Origin of the sequence: Paracoccus sp. P2, from assembly GCF_046335115.1 — a bacterium.
GTDB lineage: Bacteria > Pseudomonadota > Alphaproteobacteria > Rhodobacterales > Rhodobacteraceae > Paracoccus > Paracoccus pantotrophus.
Genome location: NZ_JBGOSN010000134.1, coordinates 1 through 1468 on the forward strand (window position 1 = coordinate 1; position 1468 = coordinate 1468).

The following is a 1468-nucleotide window of genomic DNA, read 5'->3' on the forward strand; positions in this document are numbered from 1 at the left end:
TCTCCATGAACCGCTGGTGGTCGCCCCAGACCGTGCGCATCTGACCCGGCCAGCTGTCGGCGATGCACAGCACCCCCTCGACCCCGTCGCCGTCCAGCGCCACCCCGCTCTGCGGATCCAGCACCACCGGCTTGACCCCGAAGAAGGGCAGCGTCGCCGAGCCCGGCTTGGTCTCGATCGCACCCGGCAGCGAGGTGATCATGTGGCCGCCGGTCTCGGTCTGCCACCAGGTGTCGACGATCGGGCAGCGCCCCTTGCCGACATGCTTGTCATACCAGACCCAGGCCTCGGGGTTGATCGGCTCGCCCACCGTGCCCAGAACCCGCAGGCTCGACAGGTCGTGCTTCTCGACCCATTCCGGCCCCTGGCCCATCAGCGCCCGGATCGCGGTCGGCGCGGTGTAGAACTGGTTGACCCGGTGCTTCTCGCACACCGCCCAGAAGCGGCCGGCATCGGGCCAGGTCGGCACCCCCTCGAACATCAGCGTCGTGGCGCCGTTGGCCAGCGGGCCGTAGACGATGTAGCTGTGCCCGGTCACCCAGCCCACGTCGGCCGTGCACCAGAACACGTCGCCGTCCTTGTAGTCGAAGACGTATTGATGCGTCATCGCCGCATAAAGCAGGTAGCCGCCGGTGGTATGGACCACGCCCTTGGGCTTGCCGGTCGAGCCCGAGGTATAGAGGATGAACAGCGGATCCTCGGCCCCCATCGGCCGCGGCGGGCAGTCGGGGCTGACCTCCTCCATCAGCTTCAGCACGTCCACGTCGCGCCCCTCGATCCAGCTGGTCTGGTCGCCGGTATGCTTGACCACCAGGCAGCGCACCCGGTCCGAGCAATGCAGAAGCGCCGCGTCGGTATTCGACTTCAGCGCCGTCTTGCGGCCGCCGCGCGGCGCGGTGTCGGCGGTGATCACCAGCTTGGCGCCCGAATCGTTGATGCGGTTGGCCAGCGCATCGGGCGAGAAGCCGGCGAAGACGATGGAATGGATGGCGCCGATGCGCGCGCAGGCCAGCATGGCATAGGCGGCCTCGGGGATCATCGGCAGGTAGATCACCACCCGGTCGCCGCGCATCACCCCCTGGGACAGGAGCACGTTGGCAAAGCGGTTCACCTTGTCCGACAGTTCCGCATAGGTGATGTGGCGGGCGGGCTGGTTCGGGTCATCCGGCTCGAAGATGATCGCGGTCTGGGTCGCGCGCCGGGGCAGGTGGCGATCGATGCAATTGACCGAGGCGTTCAGGATCCCGTCCTCGAACCATTTGATCGAGACCTGGCCCAGGGTGAAATCGGTGTCCTTCACCCGGCTATAGGGCTGGATCCAGTCCAGACGCCGCCCCTCGCGCCCCCAGAACCCCGCCGGATCCGAGATCGATTCGGCATAGAGCCGCGCATAGTCCCCAGGCGTGACCAGCGCAGCCTCAAAACCAGCCGGAACAGGATGTTTCTTAATCGATTCAATGCTCATGGC

At 66.7% G+C, this 1468-nt stretch carries 1 protein-coding gene; it reads right to left on the bottom strand.

The window, feature by feature from the left end:
• Positions 1-1465, bottom strand: a 1465-nt coding sequence (gene acs, locus ACDP63_RS24770; RefSeq protein WP_409928846.1) for an acetate--CoA ligase, incomplete at its 3' end; no start/stop codon positions are given.
• Between the last annotated feature and the right edge of the window lie 3 nt (positions 1466-1468).